Raw genomic sequence first — 946 nt, 5'->3', positions numbered from 1 at the left:
AAAGAACAGCAGGAAGCGAGTATGAATGCGGTGCTGGGGATGCTTTTACCGTTTGGTGCAAAAGGGTTTCATGGTAAGATGGGAATCAAGAAAGGTGAGAAAAATCCTTTATCTCCAGGTAACGGATTAGCTACACATGAATCCAGAGGTGGGCACTTAATAGAGAGACATGTTGGGAAAACAGATGAAGAACTATTAGAGAGGCTGAAAAGTAATCCTAAAATCACGGGTTCTTCTACTTTTAACGATAGAATGACTGCAGAAAGAGTTGCTGATTCAGTTCTGGGTGATCCTAAGAGTGTTGATAAAATACAAAAGTGGTTATCCGACCCCAACAGTAGACCTACATTACCATTAAAATATAAGGGTGATGGAGAGGTAATTGGAAGAAGTGTTTCGAGAAATTCAGAAGTAGTTGAGAATGTTACAAATGCAAAAATTATACTGAAAAAAGATGAGAATGGCGGTTTTATTTTAACAGGATACCCTGTTAAATAGAAAGAAGGATGATAAAATGAATGAGAGTTACAGTTATTTAGAGGAGTTAGAAGATTTTTTAGGTGGGACATTTCATCAGGATATCGATTCACCAGAAGAAGCGTTAGAGGAGTTTATTCATGAAGCTACTAAAGAATGTCTGCTGTCTACTATAAAGGATTGTCAGGATTTTTTGAATGGTACTTTAACAATAGAAGAAAAAGAAAGCTTTATCGAAAATAATGCAGAAATCTATTTTCCGGCGATCTCATTAAATCCTCTACAGTGGTTTAATAAAATAGTAGAGGAAATGAAAGAAGCAGTGAAAATGAAGTAACAAAATGATCCTTGATCGGCCAATGCCTTTCAAGGTTTTTTGTGTTTATTCAACTTCATACCGATAAAAAGGGGGATAAAATGGGGACCTTTTTTCCTAAATGGATCATCGTATGATAGAGACAAGCAAAAC

The 946-nt window shown here is 36.2% G+C and carries 2 protein-coding genes; both read left to right on the top strand.

Annotated features, from left to right (window positions below; genetic code table 11):
- On the top strand, window positions 1-498 hold a 498-nt coding region (locus BA1_RS18255; RefSeq protein ID WP_008362338.1), incomplete at its 5' end, for an RNase A-like domain-containing protein.
- A 16-nt stretch (window positions 499-514) separates the two neighbouring features.
- Window positions 515-814 (top strand): contact-dependent growth inhibition system immunity protein, encoded by a 300-nt coding sequence (locus tag BA1_RS18250; RefSeq protein ID WP_008362337.1) that lies wholly within the window; start codon window positions 515-517, stop codon window positions 812-814.
- Window positions 815-946 lie beyond the last annotated feature (132 nt).

It is taken from the genome of Bacillus xiamenensis (genome assembly GCF_000300535.1).
In the GTDB taxonomy this organism is placed as follows: domain Bacteria; phylum Bacillota; class Bacilli; order Bacillales; family Bacillaceae; genus Bacillus; species Bacillus xiamenensis.
This window is presented reverse-complemented; position numbering and strand designations above follow the sequence as displayed.

What these genes read in the sequence shown, in the direction of transcription:
- BA1_RS18250 (WP_008362337.1), top strand. Translation starts at nt 515, where the DNA reads ATGAATGAGAGTTACAGTTATTTAGAGGAGTTAGAAGATTTTTTAGGT.